This is a genomic window from Hydrogenophaga sp. 5NK40-0174, from assembly GCF_040372165.1.
Lineage (GTDB): Bacteria > Pseudomonadota > Gammaproteobacteria > Burkholderiales > Burkholderiaceae_C > Hydrogenophaga.
The window spans coordinates 599,358-617,036 of sequence record NZ_BAABWG010000004.1; the positions used below are offsets into that span (position 1 = coordinate 599,358).

Annotated in this window: 22 protein-coding genes and 1 tRNA gene; 19 read left to right on the forward strand and 4 right to left on the reverse strand. The window is 58.0% G+C overall.

Translation table 11 applies throughout. From position 1 onward, the window contains the following. The first annotated feature begins 40 nt into the window (after positions 1-40). Positions 41-820: an imidazole glycerol phosphate synthase subunit HisF gene (hisF, locus tag ABWV89_RS16260; RefSeq protein WP_353399107.1), complete on the forward strand. Its 780-nt coding sequence runs from the start codon at positions 41-43 to the stop codon at positions 818-820. A 68-nt stretch (positions 821-888) separates the two neighbouring features. Here the strand turns inward: hisF and ABWV89_RS16265 are convergent, their stop codons facing one another. After that, positions 889-1,386, reverse strand: coding sequence for a lipopolysaccharide assembly protein LapA domain-containing protein (locus ABWV89_RS16265; RefSeq protein ID WP_353399110.1), 498 nt, complete (start codon positions 1,384-1,386; stop codon positions 889-891). 106 nt (positions 1,387-1,492) lie between these two features. Here ABWV89_RS16265 and hisI point away from each other — a divergent pair, with 106 nt between their 5' ends. From hisI to tatC, 7 genes are all read left to right on the forward strand, one after another. Beyond that, the gene (gene hisI, locus ABWV89_RS16270; protein ID WP_353399299.1) at positions 1,493-1,894 is read left to right on the forward strand and encodes a phosphoribosyl-AMP cyclohydrolase; all 402 of its coding nucleotides are present in this window, start codon (positions 1,493-1,495) and stop codon (positions 1,892-1,894) included. Then, positions 1,891-2,268: a phosphoribosyl-ATP diphosphatase gene (locus ABWV89_RS16275; protein WP_353399113.1), complete on the forward strand. Its 378-nt coding sequence runs from the start codon at positions 1,891-1,893 to the stop codon at positions 2,266-2,268. Before hisI ends, ABWV89_RS16275 begins: the two co-directional genes overlap by 4 nt. A 31-nt stretch (positions 2,269-2,299) precedes the next feature. Further along, positions 2,300-2,707 carry a DUF4870 family protein gene (locus ABWV89_RS16280; RefSeq protein ID WP_353399116.1) on the forward strand — a complete coding sequence of 136 codons (408 nt, stop codon included), beginning with the start codon at positions 2,300-2,302 and terminating at the stop codon, positions 2,705-2,707. A gap of 49 nt (positions 2,708-2,756) precedes the next feature. Beyond that, positions 2,757-3,122 carry a histidine triad nucleotide-binding protein gene (locus ABWV89_RS16285; protein WP_353399119.1) on the forward strand — a complete coding sequence of 122 codons (366 nt, stop codon included), beginning with the start codon at positions 2,757-2,759 and terminating at the stop codon, positions 3,120-3,122. 122 nt (positions 3,123-3,244) lie between these two features. Continuing rightward, a complete protein-coding gene (gene tatA, locus ABWV89_RS16290) occupies positions 3,245-3,484 on the forward strand; it encodes a Sec-independent protein translocase subunit TatA (protein WP_353399120.1) in 240 nt (79 codons plus the stop codon). Between the two features lie 87 nt (positions 3,485-3,571). Further along, positions 3,572-4,069 carry a Sec-independent protein translocase protein TatB gene (gene tatB, locus ABWV89_RS16295; RefSeq protein WP_353399122.1) on the forward strand — a complete coding sequence of 166 codons (498 nt, stop codon included), beginning with the start codon at positions 3,572-3,574 and terminating at the stop codon, positions 4,067-4,069. Next, positions 4,069-4,905 (forward strand): twin-arginine translocase subunit TatC, encoded by an 837-nt coding sequence (gene tatC / locus ABWV89_RS16300; protein ID WP_353399125.1) that lies wholly within the window; start codon positions 4,069-4,071, stop codon positions 4,903-4,905. The genes tatB and tatC overlap by 1 nt, the downstream gene beginning before the upstream one ends. A 154-nt stretch (positions 4,906-5,059) precedes the next feature. On the opposite strand, the gene ABWV89_RS16305 is transcribed toward tatC, so the two are convergent. Further along, on the reverse strand, positions 5,060-6,217 hold the full coding sequence (locus tag ABWV89_RS16305; RefSeq protein ID WP_353399128.1) for a S1C family serine protease: 1,158 nt from the start codon (positions 6,215-6,217) through the stop codon (positions 5,060-5,062). 165 nt (positions 6,218-6,382) lie between these two features. On the opposite strand from ABWV89_RS16305, the gene ABWV89_RS16310 reads away from it, so the two are divergent. From ABWV89_RS16310 to pdxA, 3 genes are read left to right on the forward strand one after another with little or no spacing between them, the layout of a single operon-like run. Next, entirely contained in the window at positions 6,383-6,523 is a 141-nt protein-coding gene (locus ABWV89_RS16310; RefSeq protein ID WP_353399130.1) for a DUF3149 domain-containing protein, read from the forward strand. 33 nt (positions 6,524-6,556) lie between these two features. Next, positions 6,557-7,351, forward strand: a complete 795-nt coding sequence (locus ABWV89_RS16315) for a Nif3-like dinuclear metal center hexameric protein (RefSeq protein WP_353399132.1) — start codon at positions 6,557-6,559, stop codon at positions 7,349-7,351. 13 nt (positions 7,352-7,364) lie between these two features. Next, positions 7,365-8,393 carry a 4-hydroxythreonine-4-phosphate dehydrogenase PdxA gene (gene pdxA, locus ABWV89_RS16320; protein ID WP_353399135.1) on the forward strand — a complete coding sequence of 343 codons (1,029 nt, stop codon included), beginning with the start codon at positions 7,365-7,367 and terminating at the stop codon, positions 8,391-8,393. A 119-nt stretch (positions 8,394-8,512) separates the two neighbouring features. Here pdxA and mscL read toward each other — a convergent pair whose 3' ends face one another. Then, entirely contained in the window at positions 8,513-8,923 is a 411-nt protein-coding gene (mscL, locus tag ABWV89_RS16325) for a large conductance mechanosensitive channel protein MscL (protein ID WP_353399137.1), read from the reverse strand. Positions 8,924-9,158: 235 nt separating this feature from the next. Here mscL and petA point away from each other — a divergent pair, with 235 nt between their 5' ends. The 6 genes from petA to ABWV89_RS16355 all read left to right on the forward strand — a co-directional run bounded on the left by petA (position 9,159) and on the right by ABWV89_RS16355 (position 13,390). After that, positions 9,159-9,770 carry a ubiquinol-cytochrome c reductase iron-sulfur subunit gene (gene petA / locus ABWV89_RS16330; RefSeq protein ID WP_353399140.1) on the forward strand — a complete coding sequence of 204 codons (612 nt, stop codon included), beginning with the start codon at positions 9,159-9,161 and terminating at the stop codon, positions 9,768-9,770. Between the two features lie 47 nt (positions 9,771-9,817). Next, on the forward strand, positions 9,818-11,218 hold the full coding sequence (locus tag ABWV89_RS16335) for a cytochrome b (protein ID WP_353399142.1): 1,401 nt from the start codon (positions 9,818-9,820) through the stop codon (positions 11,216-11,218). 32 nt (positions 11,219-11,250) lie between these two features. After that, a complete protein-coding gene (locus ABWV89_RS16340) occupies positions 11,251-12,006 on the forward strand; it encodes a cytochrome c1 (protein ID WP_353399145.1) in 756 nt (251 codons plus the stop codon). Between the two features lie 130 nt (positions 12,007-12,136). Further along, a complete protein-coding gene (locus ABWV89_RS16345; protein WP_353399148.1) occupies positions 12,137-12,748 on the forward strand; it encodes a glutathione S-transferase N-terminal domain-containing protein in 612 nt (203 codons plus the stop codon). Between the two features lie 44 nt (positions 12,749-12,792). After that, complete coding sequence (locus tag ABWV89_RS16350; RefSeq protein ID WP_353399151.1) at positions 12,793-13,302, forward strand: ClpXP protease specificity-enhancing factor; 510 nt, start codon at positions 12,793-12,795, stop codon at positions 13,300-13,302. 12 nt (positions 13,303-13,314) lie between these two features. Then, positions 13,315-13,390 (forward strand) — tRNA-Thr (locus tag ABWV89_RS16355). A 56-nt stretch (positions 13,391-13,446) separates the two neighbouring features. Here ABWV89_RS16355 and ABWV89_RS16360 read toward each other — a convergent pair. Beyond that, a complete protein-coding gene (locus tag ABWV89_RS16360; RefSeq protein WP_353399154.1) occupies positions 13,447-13,776 on the reverse strand; it encodes a DciA family protein in 330 nt (109 codons plus the stop codon). 107 nt (positions 13,777-13,883) lie between these two features. On the opposite strand from ABWV89_RS16360, the gene ABWV89_RS16365 reads away from it, so the two are divergent. Continuing rightward, positions 13,884-14,741 carry a M23 family metallopeptidase gene (locus ABWV89_RS16365; protein WP_353399157.1) on the forward strand — a complete coding sequence of 286 codons (858 nt, stop codon included), beginning with the start codon at positions 13,884-13,886 and terminating at the stop codon, positions 14,739-14,741. A 158-nt stretch (positions 14,742-14,899) separates the two neighbouring features. Next, on the forward strand, positions 14,900-17,653 hold the full coding sequence (gene secA / locus ABWV89_RS16370) for a preprotein translocase subunit SecA (protein ID WP_353399159.1): 2,754 nt from the start codon (positions 14,900-14,902) through the stop codon (positions 17,651-17,653). The last annotated feature ends 26 nt before the right edge of the window (positions 17,654-17,679 follow it).

Consider the following 17,679-nt stretch of genomic DNA (forward strand, 5'->3'; position numbering starts at 1 on the left):
AGCGCGGTTCCATTTCAACTCTGCGCGACTGATTCATACCATGCTGGCTAAACGCATCATCCCGTGCCTGGATGTCACAGGTGGGCGGGTTGTCAAAGGCGTCAACTTCGTCGAGCTGCGAGATGCAGGGGATCCTGTGGAAATTGCAGCCCGCTACAACGAGCAGGGTGCTGACGAGCTGACCTTTCTGGACATCACGGCAACCTCGGACGATCGCGACCTGATCCTGCACATCATCGAAGATGTCGCGTCTCAGGTATTCATCCCGCTGACTGTGGGAGGGGGCGTGCGCACCGTTGAGGATGTTCGCCGCTTGCTCAATGCCGGGGCAGACAAGACAAGCTTCAACTCCGCAGCGATTGCCAATCCCGATGTCATTCGACTGGCCGCTGACAAGTACGGCTCGCAGTGCATTGTCGTGGCGATCGACGCCAAGCGACGTTTTGGCGATGACCTGATGGCGCGCGGTGAAGGCTGGGATGTCTACAGCCATGGTGGACGAAAGAACACCGGCCTGGACGCCATTCAGTGGGCTCGGCAGATGGCGGTTTTGGGTGCTGGAGAGATACTCTTGACCAGCATGGACAAAGATGGGACCAAATCCGGGTTCGATCTGGCCTTGACCAAAGCGGTATCCGATATTGTGGACATTCCCGTTATCGCTTCGGGCGGCGTCGGGACGCTGGACCATCTGGCCGATGGTGTGCAGCAAGGCGGAGCCGACGCTGTGCTGGCTGCCAGCATTTTTCACTACGGCGAGTTCACAGTCGCACAAGCCAAGGAAAAAATGGCCGAGCGCGGTATCCCGGTGCGCCTCTGACGACTGCAGAACCCCGCAACAATCGCCGCTGACCAAGCGGCGTGCCGATGCCGGCGAATCCTGGGCGCTTACAGCGCGTCGCTCTCAGCGGGGGGCAAACGTCGTTCCACGCGGTCTTCGAGTTCACCAATGCTGGCGGACAGTCCGTTTCCTGTTTGCTCCATGACTTGCTCAAGATTGGTTTGCAGCAGGTCCACGCGAGCATGCAGTTTGTCCGCAATGTCCCGCTCCCGGTCTGCGATGGCCTGCAGCTCTGTCTGAAGGTAGTTGCGCAACTCGGTGAACCGGGATGCTTCGGCCTTGTCGGCAAGCTGCCGCTGCTCGCTGGCCTCCTTGGTCAGCCGCTTGATCTCCATCATGTGCAAAGCCTGGTGATACAGCTGTAGCAAGAGGAACAGAACCAGCGTGACTGCAATGACGCCCAGCATGAACAGCCCGACTGGCGCTTCAAGTTCAGTAAACCCGAAGTTCAGGGTTGAAGGCTGCAAGATGGTGTCGACATTCAACGCGACGAAGCCAGCGACCAGCAAGATGAAGATGACGAGAATGATGGTTCTAGCTTTCATGGGGCTATGAGGGCAGTGGCCTGTTGATTCCGGACATTATGACCGCTAGCCAATGCCCTTGGCGCTATTGTGTGACAAGGTGTCAGCTCATGCCGAGGCATGGTAGATTCCATGGATGAAATGGTTGGACGAAGTTAAGTGGGACGCCAATGGCTTGGTTCCTGTCATCGCACAGGAAGCGGAAAGCGGGGACGTCCTCATGTTTGCCTGGATGAACCGCGAGGCGCTGCAGAAAACGGCGGAGTTGGGGCGGGCTGTGTATTTCAGTCGCTCCCGGAACAAGCTGTGGTTCAAGGGTGAAGAATCCGGGCATGAACAAGTGGTGCATGCCCTCAGGCTCGATTGTGACAATGACGTGGTTCTTCTCAAGATCACACAGAAAGGCCACGATCCGTCCATCGCCTGCCATACCGGGCGGCACAGTTGTTTCTATCAGGAACTGCGTGAAGGGGCATGGGTGGCAGTTGAGCCAGTCGTCAAAGATCCAAAGAGCATTTACAAACCATGAGCGATTTCAATCAGCTGGATGCGCTGGAGCGACTCGCTGCAGTCATTGAGTCTCGCAAGCCATCCCAGGGTGGCGACCCGGAGAAAAGCTATGTGGCACGCCTTTTCCACAAGGGGTCGGACGCCTTCCTCAAAAAGGTCGGTGAAGAGGCGACGGAAGTGGTGCTGGCAGCAAAGGACTGCGATGCAGGAGGCGACCGCCAGAAGCTGGTCAATGAGGTTGCCGATCTGTGGTTTCACAGCATGATCGCCCTGTCGCACTATGGGGTCAGCCCTGCCGATGTTGTCAACGAGCTGGTTCGCAGGGAAGGTTTGAGCGGCCTCGAAGAGAAAGCCCTTCGCAAAGCCAAAGCGCGAGAAGGGCAGTCCGATTGATGTGCCCCTGGGTACCAAGCAAGGAGAGAGCATGTCCGAAGACAAAGACATCATCGACGTGACCCCCGTCGGCGAGAGTGGAGACAAGGACGCCGAGTCGCTGAAGACGATCGGGTGGATCAGCTACGGCTTGCATTTTGTCGTCGCCCTTGCTGCAGTTCTTCCGGGTACGCAAGTCGGGCTCGGTCTTCTGCTGATTGCATTGATCATTGATCTGGTCAAGCAGTCCGATGCAGAAGGGACGTGGCAGGCCACGCATTTTTCCTGGCGCATTCGTTCGGTGATCTGGGCCGGTGTGCTCTACGTGGTGACCTTGCCGCTTTGGTTTGTTTTTGTTGTTCCGGGCATGATTGCCTGGATCGTGGTTTCCATTTGGTTCCTCTACCGGATTATCAAAGGCGCACTGTGGATGAAGGACAGCCGTCCAATGCCCAGTTGACCAGTCCTGCCGGTGAGGCTCGACCTTGTTTGATTTCTTTTAACTCTGTATGTCCGAATCTCACGACCCGAACTGCATTTTCTGCAAGATTGTTGCTGGCGCCATTCCCAGCAAGAAGGTGTACGAAGACGACGATGTCTTCGTTTTTCATGACATCGAGCCGTGGGCACCTGTTCACTTTTTGATGGTCCCCAAGGCACACATCCCGTCGATGGCCCACCTGGAAGACAAACATGCAGCCTTGATGGGCAAGATGATGGTGCTGGCGCCAAAACTGGCTGCCGAGCAGGGCTGTGAGCCCTATCCTGAGGGTGGGTTTCGCGTTGTCTGCAACACGGGCGCGCATGGTGGGCAAGAGGTTCACCATTTGCACGTGCACGTGATTGGTGGCCCCCGCCCCTGGAAAAAGGGTTGAAACTGGTAAAAATGGCCAATATCTACCGCCGTTGAGGCGTGAATCGGTCGAGGGAACCTCTGCGCGGCGTAGAATCAAATCAATTGCGCATCGTGCGATATTTCAGTTCTGGAGAGTAAGGAATGGGATCGTTTTCTATTTGGCACTGGTTGGTGGTGCTGGTGATCGTGCTTCTGGTTTTTGGTACCAAGAAGCTTCGGAACATTGGTTCTGATCTCGGTGGCGCCGTCAAAGGTTTCAAAGATGGGATGAAGGACGGCAGCGCGGATGAAGCGCCAGCTGCTCCGGCAGGTCAGGTCACCCAGAGCAAGTCTGCGGAACAATCTGAGGCCATCGACGTCGAGGCAAAGCAGAAGAGCTGAGCCAGCGTTGGTCATGGGGCGCTGCGGGGTTCGGCCACGGCGCACCTTCTGCCATGTGTTCCGCCTTCTTGTTTTTGTTAGATCGTCATGATTGACCTCGGAATATCCAAGCTCGCCCTCATCGGTGCGGTGGCACTGGTCGTGATTGGCCCGGAGAAGTTGCCGCGGGTAGCCAGAACCGTAGGGGCTTTGCTGGGCAAGGCGCAGCGCTATGTGGCTGATGTGAAGGCAGAGGTCAACCGTTCGCTCGAACTTGACGAGCTGAAGAAGATGCGAGACAGCGTCGAAGGCGCAGCCCGTGACGTCGAATCGTCTGTGCGCGAGGGGGCCAACGATTTCGAGAAGTCCTGGGCGGAGGCCACCTCAGCCCTTGAAGAGAGCGACGGAGCCTATTCCTCTGACGCCCTGAATGAGCTTGGAGAGCCCGTCTATCCCACCTACAGGCACCCACGCAAGAACTGGCGCATCAAGCAGACAGCGATGCCTCAGTGGTACAAGGCACGCTCAGGCGTGCGAACCCGCGCTCTTTCTGGCGCGGCGCGAGTGGCGCGCTACCGCCCCCGCAATACCTCAAGTTCCCGTTGATGTCCGAAAAAAATGAGCCAGCTGACGAGCTGGCAGGCACAGAGCAGCCCTTTGTCCAGCACTTGATGGAGTTGAGAGACCGCTTGGTCTACAGCTTGATCGGATTGCTGGTGTGCATGGGCGCGTTGGCCTTATGGCCTGGCCCAAGCGGTTTGATCGATTTGATTGCCGTGCCCATCAAGGCGCACATGCCGCCTGATGCCAAGCTCATCGCGGTTGGGGTGTTCTCGCCTTTCTTTGTGCCCCTTAAAGTGCTGGCCATGGCCGCGCTGTTGGTCTCTCTGCCTTGGTGGATGTACCAGCTGTGGTCATTCATCGCGCCCGGTCTCTACAAACACGAAAAGCGCTTTGCCATCCCCCTGATCGTGCTCGGCAGCGCACTGGCCTACCTGGGCATTGGGTTTGTTCAGTTCTTTGTGCTGGACAAGATGTTTGGCTTCATTCAGAACTTCACGCCCGAGAGCGTTGCGGCGACCCCTGATATCGCTTCGTATGTGGAGGCGATTCTGTCGTTGTATCTGGCTTTCGGCCTGGCATTCCAGGTGCCTATTGTCGTGATGCTTCTGGTGCGTCTCGACATGGTTTCTGTTGAGAAGCTCAAGGGCTTTCGCGGCTATTTCATCGTCGTCGCCTTCATCATCGCCGCCGTCGTCACGCCACCAGACGTGATCTCGCAGTTGGCGCTGGCCGTACCCATGTGCCTGCTCTATGAGCTCGGCATCATCGGGGCGCGCTGGTTTGCGCCCAAGAAGGACGCGTCTGATGGCGATGAAGAAAATGCGTCGGATGCCAGCGTTGATGGTCAAGGCGACACCGGCAGCGCGGGCAAGGACTAATACTTCTGGGGCTGTGCCTTGTAGCGCCTTGCGTGTGGTCAGTAGGTGTGCTTTCTCCTGAGTGCCGAGCACCGGGGCATCCAAGTGGTACCCCAGCCGCGTGATCCCTGGAAGGAGCGTCGGCTGTCCCCCAGCTGCGACTGCTCCTATATGTCTAGCGTGCCAGACCTCTCAGAAGCGCTGGGTCACGTTTGGCGGGGGTGACAGTCAAAGTCTCTTTGCCGCTGCGCCTGACAATTTCCAGTTTGGCCGGTTCACCAGGCTTGAGCGCTGCAACGGTAGCCAGCAGCTGAGAGACATTACCCACGGTGACGCCATTGACGGCAACGATGACGTCACCGGGCATCATTCCGGCGCTGGCGGCGGGGCCGTTCTGGAGCACGCCAGTGATGATGACGCCACTGTCGTTGCTGAGGCCAAATGTCTGCGCCAGCTCAGGCGTCAGGTTTTGTGGCTCCACGCCAATCCATCCGCGTGTGACCTTTCCTTCAAGAACGATAGCATCCAGCACCGATTTCGCCGTGGATGTCGGAATGGCAAAGCCAATGCCCATGGATCCGCCTGAGCGAGAGTAAATGGCCGTGTTGATGCCCATGAGTGTCCCTCTTGTGTCAACCAGAGCGCCGCCCGAGTTTCCTGGGTTGATCGCGGCGTCAGTCTGGATGAAATTCTCGAACGTGTTGATGCCGAGCTGGTTTCTGCCCAGGGCGCTGACAATGCCACTGGTCACTGTTTGACCCACGCCGAACGGGTTGCCAATGGCCAGAACGGGGTCTCCAATGGCCAGGCTGCCGGTGTCGCCCAGCGTGATGACAGGCAAATTTCCCAACTCGATCTTGAGGACGGCCAGGTCTGTTTCAGGGTCGGTGCCTATGACCTTTGCTGCCGTGCGGCGGCCATCATTGAGGACCACTTCGATCTGGTCGGCCTCTTCCACCACGTGGTTGTTCGTCAGGATGTACCCGGCGGGGCTGACAATGACGCCAGAGCCCAAGCCGGCCTGCGCGGGTGACTGGTCTTGCTCTCCAAAAAAGAACTGAAACCACGGATCAGTGGCACCGTTAGAGGCCACTGCGGTAGAGGTGTTGATGCTGACAACGGCGGGAGCCGCCACTTTGGCAGCATTGCGGAAGTTGGGCACGCCGTTGGCGCCAGCGTTCGCGTCTGCAGGCACGGTGCTCTCAAACACCTGAACGACCGACGCTCCCTTGCCCGCGTTGCGCACCCAGTCCGGCTTGAGCGTCGCCACCACGAAATAGGCTGCCAGCAACACAGTGACAGCCTGCGAGAAAACCAACCAGATACGTTTCATAGGGATTGCAGGCAATTGCGCGGCCGATATGGCCGCCGAACATGACTATTGTCATGCAATTGACGGCGAGTCACTGATATTTCAAGCCTATTGACCCATGTCAATGCCTGACTTGGCCATGAGCAGTGCAATGCTCATGTATCTATCTGCAAAGGAGAGAGTGACATGAAAGCGGTGATCGACCTTTTTTCCACTGACTACGGCTTGCTGAGCCTGGCGGTGCTGGTGTTCATCATTGTGATGGCCGTTTGGTTCCTGCGTTTCTTCTCCCGCAAGATCGACGAATCGGCGAAGGCGCAGCGCTGACGCGAAAGCCGCTCTGGCTGTCAAAATAGCGGCATGACAGCCAAAACATCACAAGTCGATTCCACTCATGGCGTCGACCGGTCCGAGTTGACCCAGCGCCTGCAGATGCTGCTTCAGCCAGCGCTTTTCAAGGACTATGGACCGAACGGTCTTCAGGTCGAAGGAAAGTCCAGGGTCCGGCGCTTGGTGACCGGCGTCACAGCAAGTCTGGCACTGATCGACGCAGCGATCGATGCGCAAGCAGACGCCATTCTGGTTCATCACGGCCTGTTCTGGCGCGGCCAGGACGGGCGGGTTGTTGGGTGGATGAGGCAGCGCCTCGCGCGCTTGTTGGCTCACGACGTCAATCTGTACGCCTACCATCTGCCGCTGGACGCCCATGCGGAGCTGGGCAATAACGCCCAGCTGGCGGCGCGACTGGGCGTCAAGCGATGGCAGGGCGAAGCTGGCAGCTTTGGCGACCAGCAACTGGGCTGGATTGGCGACGCTGCATTCGAATCGGCTGCGGCATTGGCCAGCCACGTCAAAGAGCGCCTCGATCGAACGCCGTTACTGGTGGAGGGTGACGGCCGGCAGATCAAGACAGTAGCCCTGTGTACGGGAGGTGCTCAAGGGTACTTCGAATCCGCCATCGCTGCAGGTGCTGATGTCTTCATCACGGGTGAGATATCCGAGCCACAAGCGCACTACGCGCGCGAATGCGGAGTCGCGTTCATTGCCTGTGGTCACCATGCATCCGAGCGGTATGGCGTGCAGGCGGTGGGACAACGGCTGGCGGACGAACTTGGTGTCCAGCACCAGTTTGTGGACATACCCAACCCGGCCTGAAGAAAGGCCTTCCATGGCTCTCTCAAATTCTCCCAGGCCTGTCGCCATCAGCATGGGTGATCCGGCGGGCATCGGGCCGGAGATTGTTGTCCGGGCAATGCTGGAACGCCCCGAGATCCGGTCGTCCTGCGTCGTCTATGGTCACGATGGCGTGTTCGACCGTGCGTGTGGCGTACTGGGGGTGCGGTTTGCTGACCTCTTCGAGGCGGATGACCATGAAGGTCGATGCGTGCCCTCAACGACAGGGCGGGTTCAGCTTGTTTCCCTGCGGCAGTCAGGGGCGGCCAGCTTGCCTGTCTGGGGCCAGGTGAGCGCTGCAGCAGGGCATATGGCCGCGCAGGCCATCAAGGCTGCCGCCGCGGCCTGTCTGCATGGGCATGCAAGAGCCCTGGTGACCGCGCCTATCCACAAGGAAGCTCTGGCAGCCGCTGGAGAACCCTTTCCCGGGCATACGGAGATGTTGCAGCACCTGGCCGCGCTTCACGCCGGTATTGGCATCGAGTCGGTGCCTGTCCGAATGATGCTCAGTTGCCCTGGCCTACGGACTGTGCTGATGAGCATCCATGTCAGTTTGCAGGAGGCACTGGCTGCGATCACGGCCGAGAACCTCAGGCAGACGATACTGCTGACCCAGGCTCATTTTTCACGCCAGGGCGTGCCTGGCCTTCGTGTGGCTGTGGCAGGGGTCAACCCCCATGCCGGAGAAGGAGGGCTGTTTGGTCGCCAGGAGCTGGACGTGCTGGGGCCGGTGGTGGCTTCTTTGCAAGCCGAGGGAGTGAACGTGTCGGGGCCGCATGCACCGGACACAGTCTTCATGAGGGCTCGCCAGGGCGAGTTCGATCTGGTGATCGCGATGTATCACGATCAGGGCCTGATCCCGGTCAAGCTGATGGGCCTGGAGCACGGAGTCAATACGACGATTGGATTGCCTTTCCTGCGCACCAGCCCCGACCATGGCACGGCATTTGATCTGGCGGGCACAGGGAGTGCTTCCTGCGAAAGCCTGTTGGCCGCGCTGGAGCAGGCCATGGGTCAGTGCTGAGCGAAACCTCTGCCCATTGGGTTGACTGCCCGGGGGCGGGTTCACCAAACAGAAAGAAAGAAGCCGCTGGGAGTAGCGGCTTCTTTCATGGGTAGGGCCGCTGGTATCAGCTGCCTGCTTCAGCGCTTGAGGCTGTCACGAATCTCCCTCAGCAACACAATGTCCTCGGGCGTGGCGGCCGGAGGTGCTGCCGGTTCCTCACGCTTGAGCCGGTTGACCTGTTTGACCAGCATGAAAATGATGAAAGCCAGAATGATGAAGTTGAGCAAAATGGTCAGAAAGTTGCCGTAAGCGAGGACGGCGCCAGCTTTCTTTGCTTCGGCGAGCACGGTTTCAGATTGTCCGGCCAGGGGGATGAAGTAATTGGAGAAGTCCAGGCCTCCGAAGATGGTGCTCACTACAGGCATCACCACATCGTCAACCAGCGAGCTGACGATCTTTCCGAATGCCGCGCCGATGATCACACCGACGGCCATATCCATCACGTTGCCCTTCGCGGCAAATTCCTTGAACTCTTGCATCATGCCCATGTGACTCTCCTGTGGTGATTTGGGGCTATCGATCTTTGCTCCCCGCGTGGTGTTACTGAGCGGGGTGCAAGCATTGTCACATGGAACACATTTGTATTAGGGGCTGAATCGAAACTGATGGTTAGCAGCGCAAATCGATTCTGGATGAGACGCGGCCTCATTTACCCTCGATTTGCCTGTCTAGGTCCGGTACAATAGCGGGTTGACCCTAGTTTCATGTTAATGAAAGTTCCCCATGAGTGATGATGCAACTGTCGATGCGGCTGCCCAAAGCAGCCGCCGGACTTGGCTGATCGCTTCCTGTGCCATGGGTGGTGCAGGTGCAGCCGCTGTCGCCGTGCCTTTTGTGAGCAGCTTCCAGCCTTCGGAGCGTGCCAAGGCCGCTGGTGCCCCCATCGAAGTCGATGTTTCTTCTCTTGCCCCGGGCGAGAAGATCGTCAAGGAATGGCGCGGCAAGCCCGTATGGATCATGCGTCGCACCCCTGAGCAACTGAAGACGCTGGAAGAGGATGAGTCGCAACTGGCTGACCCCAATTCCGAGCGCAAGGCCTACCCGACGCCAGAGTACGCCAAGAACCGCCATCGCTCCATCAAGCCAGAGATTTTTGTCGGCATCGGCATCTGCTCTCACCTCGGGTGCTCCCCGGTAGACAAGCTCCAGCCGGGTGCTCAGCCATCCCTTCCCGCGGACTGGCCGGGTGGATTCCTCTGCCCCTGTCACGGATCGACCTTCGACCTGGCGGGCCGGGTGTTCAAGAACAAACCCGCCCCCGACAACCTCGAAGTGCCACCGCACTACTACGCATCCGACAGCGTTATCGTTGTTGGTGAAGAGAAAAAGGCCTGATCCGTCTGCCGCGAAAAGCAGCAGACCTTCGACCACTGAGGCATTCCATGGCTGAATTCAAAGAAATTTCACCTGACGCGCCCCTGGCGCAAAAGACGCTGAACTGGATTGACAACCGGTTCCCTCTGTCCAAGCTCTTCAACGAGCACATGGCAGAGTACTACGCCCCGAAAAACTTCAACTGGTGGTACATCTTCGGTTCACTGGCACTCGTAGTGCTCGTGATCCAGATTGTCACCGGCATCTTCCTCGTGATGCACTACAAGCCTGATGCGGCGCTGGCCTTTGCATCGGTCGAGTACATCATGCGTGATGTTCCCTGGGGCTGGCTGATCCGCTACATGCACTCCACGGGCGCATCTGCCTTCTTTATCGTGGTTTATCTGCACATGTACCGTGGCCTGATCTACGGTTCTTACCGCAAGCCACGCGAACTGGTCTGGGTCTTTGGTTGCGGGATCTTCCTGGCTTTGATGGCTGAAGCCTTCATGGGCTATCTGCTGCCTTGGGGCCAGATGTCCTACTGGGGTGCGCAGGTGATTGTGAACCTGTTCTCTGCCATTCCGGTGGTCGGTCCTGACCTTGCCCTGCTGATCCGCGGTGACTTCGTTGTCGGCGACGCAACGCTGAACCGCTTCTTCAGCTTCCACGTGATTGCTGTGCCTCTGGTTCTGCTGGGTCTGGTGGTCGCCCACATCATTGCGCTGCATGAAGTGGGTTCCAACAACCCTGACGGCGTCGAGATCAAGGCGCACAAGGACGCCAATGGCATCCCGCTCGACGGCATTCCATTCCATCCTTACTACAGCGTGCACGACATCTTCGGTCTGGGCCTGTTCCTGATGGCGTTCACTGCCATCGTGTTCTTCGCTCCCGAGTTTGGCGGCTATTTCCTGGAGTTCAACAACTTCATCCCGGCCGATCCGCTGAAGACGCCACCGCACATTGCGCCAGTCTGGTATTTCACGCCTTTCTACTCCATGCTGCGTGCCATCACCTCCGAGATGATGTATGTGCTGGTGGGGTGTGTCGCGCTTGCCGCCCTGGGTGCGCTGTTCATTGGCCGACTGAATGCGATTATCAAGGTGGGTGTCTTGGGTGTGGCCGCAGTGCTGGCTGTTGCCATGCTGACCATCGATGCCAAGTTCTGGGGTGTGGTGGTGATGGGCGCTGCCGTCATCATTCTGTTCTTCCTGCCTTGGCTTGATTTCAGCCCTGCCAAGTCCATCCGCTACCGTCCGAGCTGGAACAAGTGGTTGTATGCCGTTTTCGTCATCAACTTCCTGATCCTGGGCTACCTTGGCGTCTTGCCTCCATCTCCTGTTGGAGAGCGCGTGTCTCAAGTTGGCACTCTGTTCTACTTTGGCTTCTTCCTGCTGATGCCATGGTGGTCCACCAAGGGCGAGTTCAAACCGGTCCCAGACCGCGTGACGTTCAAGCCTCACTGAGACACAGAAGCCATTAGCGGAGAAAACTTCCAATGAAAAAGATTCTTTTGGGCATCGCACTGGCTCTTGGCATGAGCAGTGCGGCTACGGCCGCCGGAGGCGGGTTTCCCATCGACAAAGCGCCCAATCGGGTGACTGACCAGGCTGCTTTGCAGCGCGGTGCGAAGATTTTTGTCAACTACTGCCTGAACTGCCATTCGGCAGCGTTCATGCGGTACAACCGTTTGCGCGATATTGGTCTGGAAGACAAGGAAATCCAGAAGTACTTCACCTTTGCCACCGACAAGATCGGTGACACGATGAAGGCGTCAATCAATGCGCGCGAGGCCAAAGACTGGTTTGGTGCCACGCCGCCTGATCTGACCGTGATCGCGCGTTCGCGTGCCGGCCATGGGTACAACGGTGCCGACTATATCTATACGCTGTTGCGCACCTACTATCGGGACGGCACGAAGGCCACTGGCTGGAACAACAAGGTGTTCCCGAGCATTGCTATGCCACATCCACTGTGGCAACTGCAAGGCGAGCAAAAGCCTGTGATCAAAGAGGTCGAAAGCCATGGCCACACGACGGAAATCGTGACCGGCTGGGAACAGGTCAAGCCTGGCACCATGTCCAAGGCGGAATATGACGACGCTGTTGGTGACCTGGTGGCCTATCTCCAGTGGATGGGCGAGCCTGCCCAGACCAAGCGTGTTCGTGTTGGCGTCTGGGTGCTTATTTTCCTTTCAGTCTTCACCCTGATCGCCTGGCGCCTGAACGCCGCCTACTGGAAAGACGTCAAGTAATTTCCCATCTATCCCTCAGCCAGTACCCGTCGGCCGGACAACGGTCCGGGGCTGGCCCGGCCAGTGGAAGCGATACGACTGCCGTTCCGCAGCGTCGCCTTCCACTGTTTTGTTTCAAGGAGCCCCTCGAATGATGGTCTTGTACTCTGGCACTACCTGCCCCTTCTCTCATCGCTGCCGCTTTGTTCTGTTTGAAAAAGGCATGGACTTCGAGATCCGTGATGTCGACCTCTACAACAAGCCGGAAGATATCAGCGTGATGAACCCTTACGGTCAGGTGCCTATCCTGGTCGAGCGCGATCTCATCCTGTATGAGTCCAACATCATCAACGAGTACATCGATGAGCGTTTTCCGCATCCCCAGCTGATGCCCGGAGATCCGGTGGATCGTGCGCGCGTTCGGTTGTTTCTCCTGAACTTCGAGAAAGAGCTGTTTGCACACGTGGCCGTGCTGGAGAGCCGTGCGGCCAAGAGCAACGAGAAGGCCTTGGAGAAGGCGCGCTCGCACATTCGTGACCGCCTGACCCAGCTCGCTCCAGTGTTTCTCAAAAACAAATTCATGCTGGGCGACAACTTCTCCATGCTTGATGTGGCCATTGCTCCATTGCTGTGGCGCCTGGACTTCTATGGCATTGAACTGAGCAAGAACGCAGCGCCTCTGCTCAAATATGCAGAGCGAATCTTCTCGCGCCCCGCTTACATTGAGGCGTTGACGCCCTCCGAGAAGGTGATGCGCAAGTAAGCACCCGCCCCATTGCTCACCCTGCTACCTGAACAAGCTCCCGCATGATTGACGCTGATCCTGGATTGCCATCTACTCGCCCATACTTGGTTCGAGCGTTGCATGAATGGTGTACGGAAAACGGCTTTTCACCGTACATGGCCGTCTGCGTTGACGAATCTGTTCAGGTTCCAGCAGAGTACGTGAACAACGGCGAGATCGTGCTCAACGTCAGCTACGACGCCACCAGCGGCTTGCAGCTGGGCAATGACTACATCCATTTCAAAGCCCGTTTCGGCGGTATTCCCAGAGATGTGATGATTCCGGTCTCCCATGTCCTGGCCATTTATGCCAAGGAGAATGGTCAGGGAATGGGCTTTCCCCCACCAGAGCAGCCCGCACAAGCTCTCGCTCCTGTTGAAGGAGGGGCGTCGGAAGAAGAGCCCAACAGCAACGTTACGCCCTTGCGTGCAGTGCCAAGTGGTCCGGCCATCGTGGACAGTGAGGACCACCAGCCTGACCCGCCCAATCCGCCGCCAACCGGTGGTCGCCCGACCCTCAAGCGAGTCAAGTAGAATTCGAGATTCGCCGCTTTAGCTCAGTTGGTAGAGCACTCGCCTTGTAAGCGATAGGTCGTCTGTTCGAGTCAGACAAGCGGCACCAAGACAAAGGAGAGCGTGGCTGAAATCCATGCTCTCCTTTTTATTCGTCTGTCAGGCTCAATAAACCGCGCGTTCGGTGGGGCCTTGGATTTTTACGCGAATCGCGCTAACCTCTGCACCACTTTGGTTCAGTGCGTCCAGAAGCCTTGGCAGTAACTGCCGGATCTTCACCGCTGCGGGCGCGCTTCGGACCAGAATGCACCATTGACCGTCTGTGAGAGGGCCTGACCTCACCTGGCTCCTGAGCGCGGGCGGCAAGAGTGGCTTCACTCGCTCCAAATGTGCTTGTGACTTGGCAATGCGAGCCTGCAGGGCGGCCAAAGTTGGCGCGTCGCCCGCAGCTTGCTCCAACGAGCGCATGTTGTAGGTGGGGCGGTAGTTGGACATCTCTTATTTGTATCTGAACCAATCAAACAGAGCGATTCAGTCAGTCGGGGACAGCAATGCACATCATTATCACGGACGCTTGGCTTGCAAAGAGCAAGGCTATTCATTTGACGGGCGCAAAACTGATGATGCTGGCGCTGCTGCTGATAGGCGGGCTTGGCGCTCTGACGGTTGGTGGCCTGGCATGGGCACAGCACCAGGGGTGGGTGCAAGCCTGGGGGGTGCCAGCTGAGGAAGAAAACGCGGACAGCGCCTATATGAGGGCCAACCTTGACGCGATGGCGAGGCGGCTCGGCGAAATGCAGGCCCGCCTCATCCAAGTAGACTCCCTGGGGGCACGAGTCGCCGAACTCGCGGGCCTGGATCCTGAGGATTTCAAGGTGAAGCCGGGCGAAGGTGGTGCTTTGATGAGCGTATCCCCTTTGTCTGCCGAAGAGTTTGGTCATGCGATGGATTCGCTTGATGAAGAGTCGGCGCAACGGCTGGACTGGTTGACATATGTGGAGTCTCGCTTGTTCGAGCAGCAACTGCAGTCTTATCTTGTCCCGACCCAGGAACCCGTGGAAGGCGCGCGCATCGGTTCACCCTTCGGATACCGAATAGATCCGATCAATGGCCGCAAGGCACTGCACACCGGGCTGGACTTTCCAGCAGATACCGGCACCCCGATTCTGGCCGCAGCAGGAGGGGTTGTCGTGGTTGAGCAACGTCACCCTGCCTACGGCAACATGGTAGAGATTGACCATGGCAACAAGGTGATTACCCGATATGCCCATGCATCGAAGGTATTTGTCAAGAAAGGGGACCTGGTCAAGCGCGGCCAGCACATCGCCGACGTCGGTTCGACAGGGCGGTCGACCGGCCCCCATTTGCACTTTGAAGTCTGGGTGGCAGGCACTGTCCAGAACCCGCGTCGGTTCCTCGATGCTGGGGAGCAACTGGCGACCATATCCGCCAAGCGCTAAGGACCACTGCCGGGCGAAGGTAGAATGGCCTGTTAGCCCGGAATCATCCCTGTTGGCTCGTGCCTGCTCTCGTATGGAGCTGGGCACCTGCATCAACTCTTAAGCGAATATCCGGTTCGTCCTGAAGCGAAAGATCGCCTGGTCGAGCCAATTTTTTTATGGCCACCAACATTCTCACCAAAATCTTCGGCAGCCGAAATGACCGTCTGCTCAAAAGCTACCGCAAGATTGTTGTCCGCATCAACGCACTTGAGCCGCAGTATGAAAAGCTGTCGGACGAAGAGCTGAGTGCCCAGACGCCTGCTTTGAAGCAGCGACTCGGGCAGGGCGAGACGCTGGACGATATCCTCCCCGATGCGTTTGCCGTGGTGAGGGAGGCCAGCAAGCGGGTCATGAAGATGCGTCATTTTGACGTGCAGATGATTGGTGGCCTGGCACTGCATCAAGGCAAGGTTGCAGAGATGCGTACTGGCGAAGGCAAAACGCTGACGGCCACGCTACCCGTCTACCTCAATGCGCTCACAGGTAACGGCGTCCATGTGGTGACGGTCAATGATTACCTCGCCAGCCGCGACGCGCAGTGGATGGGCCGTCTGTATGGTTTTCTTGGCCTGTCGGTGGGCATCAACCTGCCGCAAATGGAGCGGGCCGACAAGCAGGCAGCGTACGCTGCAGACATCACCTACGGCACCAACAACGAGTATGGCTTCGACTATCTCCGCGACAACATGGTGTACGAATCCAAGTACCGTGTTCAGCGGGGCCTGAATTTCGCCATTGTCGATGAGGTCGATTCCATTTTGATCGATGAAGCCCGTACGCCGCTCATCATCAGTGGCCAGGCGGAAGACCAAACACCTGTGTACGTGGCGATCAAGGCGCTGATCCCCTCTTTGGTTCGCCAGGAAGGCGAGGCCGATCCCAGGACAGGCGAAGGCGTGATCAAGCCCGGAGACTTCACGGTCGACGAAAAAGCGCATTCCATCCACCTCACCGAACAAGGGCACGAAAAGGCAGAGGAACTGCTCTCTGGCGCTGGCCTGTTGCCTGAGGGGGCATCCTTGTACGACCCAGGGAACATCACCTTGATGCACCATCTGGTGACATCGCTCAAAGCGCACCACCTGTTTCATCGTGACCAGCACTATGTGGTGCAGGGCGGAGAAGTGGTCATCGTCGATGAGTTCACGGGCCGCCTGATGGCTGGACGACGCTGGAGCGATGGCCTGCACCAGGCTGTCGAAGCCAAGGAAGGCGTGGCGATCCAGCCCGAGAACCAGACACTGGCTTCCATCACGTTCCAGAACTACTTCCGCCTCTACAAGAAGCTCTCGGGCATGACCGGAACTGCGGACACAGAGGCGTATGAGTTCCAGGAGATCTACGGCCTTGAAACCGTCGTGATTCCACCGAACCGCAACAGCCAGCGAAGCGATCAGCTCGATCGGGTGTACAAGACCACGCCTGAGAAATACCGGGCCGCCATTGAGGACATCCGCGAGTGCCACGAACGCGGTCAGCCCGTACTCGTCGGAACATCCTCGATTGAGAATTCCGAGATCATTGCGGACCTGCTGGCCAAAGAGGGGCTTCCGCATGAAGTCCTCAATGCAAAGCAGCACGAGCGTGAGGCGGACATCATTGTCCAGGCAGGCCGTCCTGGCGCGATCACCATCGCGACAAACATGGCTGGGCGTGGCACCGATATCGTGCTGGGCGGCAATCTTGAGAAGCTGTTGGCGGCGGTGGAGAACGACGAAACCCTGGACGAAAAAGCCAGAGAAGAGAAAGCAGAGCAGATTCGCCAACATTGGCAAGAGGATCACGGAAAGGTCAAATCACTCGGCGGCCTGCGCATCATTGCCACCGAACGGCATGAGTCGCGCCGTATCGACAACCAGCTGCGCGGGCGTTCTGGCCGTCAAGGTGACCCCGGGTCGTCCCGTTTCTACCTGAGCCTGGATGACCAGCTCATGCGGATCTTTGCGGGAGATCGCGTCCGGGCCATCATGGACAAGCTCAAGATGCCCGAGGGCGAGGCCATTGAGGCAGGCATGGTCACGCGGAGCATTGAGAGCGCGCAGCGCAAAGTGGAGGCTCGCAACTTCGATATTCGCAAGCAGCTGCTGGAATACGATGATGTGGCCAACGATCAGCGCAAAGTGATCTATCAGCAGCGAAACGACATCATCGACGCCGATTCCCTCAGGGCACAGATTGATGACCTGCGAAACGGCTGCTTCTCTGATGTGGTCCAGCAGTATGTTCCCGCTGGAAGTGTGGAGGAGCAGTGGGATCTGCCGGGTCTGGAGAAAGCCCTTGCAGACGACTGGTCACTGCAAGTTCCAGTCGTCCAGTGGGTCAATGATGCCGACGCCATCGATGCAGAGGAGCTGGCGGAGCGCGTACAGGGCGAAGCCACCAAGGCTTTCGAGGAGAAGGTGGCGCTGGTTGGCGAAGAGAACTTCACCCAATTTGAGCGCATGGTGCTGCTGCAGAACATTGACAGCCAGTGGCGCGATCATCTCGCGGCACTGGACTATCTGCGGCAAGGTATTCACTTGCGTGGCTATGCACAGAAACAGCCGAAGCAAGAGTACAAGCGTGAAGCCTTCATGCTGTTTGGACAACTGCTCGACAGCGTCAAGCACGAAGTGACGCGCATTTTGATGAATGTCCGCATTCAATCTGCCGAGCAGGCCAATGAGGCGGCCCAGCAGATTGGTGAGAGCGCCGAGCACATCTCGAACGTGACCTACACCGCACCAGACGAGTCAGGTGAGGCCCATACAACAGATGGGATGACTGCAACACCTTCCAGTGGTGATGATGTCCCTCGCGTGGGGCGAAATGACCCTTGCCCTTGCGGAAGTGGTAAAAAATACAAGCAATGCCACGGCAAGTTGAGCTGATCTCAGCGTGAACGATGAGAAGGCAG